Consider the following 4,261-nt stretch of genomic DNA (forward strand, 5'->3'; position numbering starts at 1 on the left):
AGCCGCTGGGTGTGGTGGGTCGCGCTGTGCTTCGCCACCGCTGCGGGCACGTGCCGCCCTCGTGCCTCGGGCGACCCGTACCCTCCGCTCCGGCTCAGCTCAGCCGCTCGATGACCATCGCCATGCCCTGGCCGCCGCCGACGCACATGGTCTCCAGGCCGAACTGCTTGTCGTGGAACTGGAGGCCGTTGATCAGCGTGCCGGTGATCCGGGCGCCGGTCATGCCGAAGGGGTGGCCGACGGCGATGGCGCCACCGTTGACGTTCACCTTGTCCAGGTCCAGACCCAGCTCCTGGTAGGACGGGATGACCTGGGCGGCGAAGGCCTCGTTGATCTCGGCCAGGTCGATGTCGCCGATGGTGAGGCCGGCGCGCCGGAGGGCCTGCTTCGAAGCCTCGACCGGGCCGAGGCCCATGATCTCGGGGGAAAGGCCGGAAACGCCGGTGGAGACGATCCGGGCCAGCGGGGTGAGGCCCAGCTCGCGGGCCTTGGTGTCGGACATGATCACGAGCGCGGCGGCGCCGTCGTTCAGCGGGCAGCAGTTGCCGGCGGTGACCAGGCCGTCGGGGCGGAAGACGGGCTTGAGGCCCTGCACGCCCTCCATGGTGACGCCGGCGCGCGGGCCGTCGTCCGCCGAGGCCACCGTGCCGTCCGGCAGCGTCACCGGGGTGATCTCGCGCTCCCAGAAGCCGTTCTTGATGGCCTGCTCGGCGAGGTTCTGCGACCGCACGCCGAACTCGTCCATCTCCTGGCGGCTGATGCCCTTCCAGCGGGCCAGGTTCTCCGCGGTCTGGCCCATCGCGATGTACGCGTCGGGGACGAGGCCGTCCTCCCGCGGGTCGTGCCAGGTGGAGCCCTCGGAGGCGGCGACCGCGGCGGTGCGGGCCTCGGCCTCGGCGAAGAGGGGGTTGTGCGTGTCGGGCAGCGAGTCCGAGTTGCCCTTCGTGAAGCGGGAGACCATCTCGACGCCGGCCGAGATGAAGACGTCGCCCTCGCCCGCCTTGATCGCGTGCAGCGCCATCCGGGAGGTCTGCAGCGAGGAGGAGCAGTAGCGGGTGATCGTGCAACCGGGCAGGTGGTCCATGCCCATCTGCACGGCCACGATGCGGCCCAGGTTGTTGCCCTGCTCGCCGCCGGGGAGGCCGCAGCCGAGCATCAGGTCGTCGATGTCGCGGGGGTCCAGCTCGGGCACCTTGGCCAGGGCGGCCTGGACGATGGTCGCGGTGAGGTCGTCCGGTCGAAGGTCCTTGAGGGAGCCCTTGAAGGCCCGGCCGATGGGCGAGCGGGCGGTCGAGACGATCACGGCTTCGGGCATCACGGCTCCATGAGGGTGCGGAGTGAGCGGACTGAAAGGGAAGTTACCCGTACGTACCGCACGGGTCATCGCCCCGGCGGTGTGACGCGGACCTCTTTTCTAAGCGGTCGCTCAGTCCATGATGCCTCCGTCGCACGCCGAGCGGTACCGCCCCTCACGGGGTTCCTACGCCTGGGCGTCCTCCGGGGTCGGCGTCGGGGACTCCGTGGCCGGCAACCGCCTCCGCCGGCGGTGCTTCAGGAGGGCCCAGGGCGCCCGGGCGCCCGTGACCTCCGTACCGGCCTCCTGCACGGCTTCCGCCGCCGCCTTCGCCACCGGGAGCATGTTCTCCCGCCGTGCCGGCTCCAGGCGGTCCGGCTCCGGCCAGACACCGAGCACCGCGCAGAGCGTCGGCAGCACGGCCATCGCCGCCGTCGCGTACCCCTCCGCCGAAGGGTGGAAGTTGTCGATGCCGAACATCTCGCGCGGATTCGCCGCGAACTCCGGGCCGAGGAGGTCCCCCAGCGACACCGTCCGACCGCCCTGTTCCACCACCACGATCGTCTGCGCCGCCGCCAGCTGCCGCGAAGCCCGTCGAGCCAGCCAACGCAGCGGCTGGTAGACCGGCTCGATCGTGCCCAGGTCAGGACAGGTCCCGACCACCACCTCCGCGCCCGCCGTCCGCAGCCGCCGCACCGCCGAGGCGAGCAGGCGCACCGACTCCGTCGGCGGCATCCGGTGGGTGACGTCGTTCGCCCCGATCATGATCACGCAGACGTCCGGGGGGCCGAGGGGCTGTGCGAGCAGCAGGGACACCTGGCGCTCCAGATCGTCCGAGCGAGCCCCGGAGAGGGCCACGTTCCGCAGCACCACCGGCCGCTCCGCCACCGCCGCAAGACCGGAGGCGAGGAGCGCCCCCGGCGTCTGCCCCGAGCGGCGCACCCCCTGGCCCGCGGCCGTCGAATCACCCAGAAGGGCCAGTCTCAGCGGGTCCGTCGTGCCGAACGCCCGGCCGTAGAGACCGTCCGCGCCCGGTGGCAGCGGCGCCGGGGCGCCGTAGACCGTGCGCTTCGCCAGTTGCGCCTCGGCGAGAAGGACCCCCACCGCGGCCACGCCGAGCAGTCCGATGCTCCCGCCGCCGTACGCCGCACCGGCCGCGATCCGCCGCGCCACCCTCGCCCTCGACATGGGGCCGTCACCTCCTTCAAGCCGTTCAGGGTCTAACTGCCCCGTAACCCGCTCCGACTACGCATACGCTGGCCATACCATTACGGAGACCCCGGAGATTACGGTGCAATTCCACGACTCGATGATCAGCCTCGTCGGCAACACCCCGCTGGTGAAGCTCAACAACGTCACAGCGGGCATCCAGGCGACCGTCCTGGCGAAGGTCGAGTACTTCAACCCCGGCGGGTCGGTCAAGGACCGGATCGCCCTGCGCATGATCGAGGCGGCCGAGCAGAGCGGCGAGCTCAAGCCCGGCGGGACCATCGTCGAGCCCACGTCCGGCAACACCGGCGTCGGCCTGGCGATCGTGGCCCAGCAGAAGGGCTACAAGTGCATCTTCGTCTGTCCCGACAAGGTGTCCCTCGACAAGATCAACGTGCTGCGTGCGTACGGCGCCGAGGTCGTGGTCTGCCCCACGGCCGTGGACCCCGAGCACCCCGACTCGTACTACAACGTCTCGGACCGGCTCGTCCGCGAGACGCCGGGGGCCTGGAAGCCCGACCAGTACTCGAACCCGAACAACCCGCGCTCGCACTACGAGACCACCGGCCCCGAGCTCTGGGAGCAGACGGAGGGGAAGATCACCCACTTCGTCGCGGGCGTCGGCACCGGCGGCACCATCTCCGGCACCGGCAACTACCTCAAGGAGGTCAGCGGCGGCAGGGTGCAGGTCATCGGAGCCGACCCGGAGGGCTCCGTCTACTCCGGCGGTTCGGGCCGCCCGTACCTGGTCGAGGGGGTCGGCGAGGACTTCTGGCCCACCGCGTACGACCGGAACGTCACCGACCGGATCGTCGCCGTGTCCGATAAGGACTCGTTCCAGATGACCCGCCGCCTCGCCAAGGAGGAGGGCCTCCTCGTCGGCGGCTCCTGCGGCATGGCGGTCGTCGCCGCCCTGGAGGTCGCCCGCGAGCTCGGCCCCGACGACGTCGTCGTGGTCCTGCTGCCGGACTCCGGCCGCGGCTACATGTCGAAGATCTTCAACGACGAGTGGATGGCCGACTACGGCTTCCTGGAGGACACCTCCTCCGCCACCGTCGCCGACGTGCTGCGCCACAAGGAGGGCGGCCTGCCGTCCCTCGTCCACATGCACCCGGACGAGACCGTCGGCCAGGCCATCGAGGTGCTGCGCGAGTACGGCGTCTCCCAGATGCCCATCGTGAAGCCCGGCGCCGGCCACCCCGACGTCATGGCCGCCGAGGTCATCGGCTCCGTCGTCGAGCGGGAGCTCCTCGACCACCTCTTCACCAAGCAGGCCTCCCTGGAGGACCCGCTGGAGGAGCACATGAGCGCGCCGCTGCCGCAGGTCGGCTCCGGCGAGCCGGTCGCGGACCTGATGTCCGTCCTCGGTTCCGCCGACGCGGCGATCGTGCTGGTCGAGGGCAAGCCGACCGGCGTCGTGAGCCGCCAGGACCTGCTGGCCTTCCTGGCCAACGGGGGCACGAAGTAGCGCGAGCGGCCGTTCGCGCAACTGGTACGGGGGCGACACGTACCCGCAGCACCCGCTTAACACGGCTCCGGCACATTGGTGGTCGTCGGCGTCACGGACTTCCGGAGCGGCTCCCGGGCCTCCACAGACGCCGCGGACGCGGAGACCGGCCCTGACCCGGGCCCGCGTCCCTCGCGGGGACCGCCGTCGTCCCGCCCCCCGGTTCCGGGGGTGCGGCGGTCCCCGCGACGACCTCGCTCCCTCACGTCGGGCCCCCGCAGCAGCGGCGAAGGGGACGCGGTCGGGGAAGC

At 71.5% G+C, this 4,261-nt stretch carries 3 protein-coding genes; 1 reads left to right on the plus strand and 2 read right to left on the minus strand.

Annotated elements, in window-relative coordinates; translation table 11 throughout:
• Positions 1-94: 94 nt before the first annotated feature.
• Positions 95-1,315: an acetyl-CoA C-acetyltransferase gene (locus ACFW2Y_RS33980; protein WP_384887061.1), complete on the minus strand. Its 1,221-nt coding sequence runs from the start codon at positions 1,313-1,315 to the stop codon at positions 95-97.
• 165 nt (positions 1,316-1,480) lie between these two features.
• A complete protein-coding gene (locus ACFW2Y_RS33985) occupies positions 1,481-2,467 on the minus strand; it encodes an SGNH/GDSL hydrolase family protein (protein ID WP_384887068.1) in 987 nt (328 codons plus the stop codon).
• Between the two features lie 118 nt (positions 2,468-2,585).
• Here ACFW2Y_RS33985 and ACFW2Y_RS33990 point away from each other — a divergent pair, with 118 nt between their 5' ends.
• A complete protein-coding gene (locus ACFW2Y_RS33990) occupies positions 2,586-3,971 on the plus strand; it encodes a cystathionine beta-synthase (RefSeq protein WP_384887064.1) in 1,386 nt (461 codons plus the stop codon).
• Positions 3,972-4,261 lie beyond the last annotated feature (290 nt).

Origin of the sequence: Streptomyces sp. NPDC058877 (assembly GCF_042742855.1) — a bacterium.
In the GTDB taxonomy this organism is placed as follows: domain Bacteria; phylum Actinomycetota; class Actinomycetes; order Streptomycetales; family Streptomycetaceae; genus Streptomyces.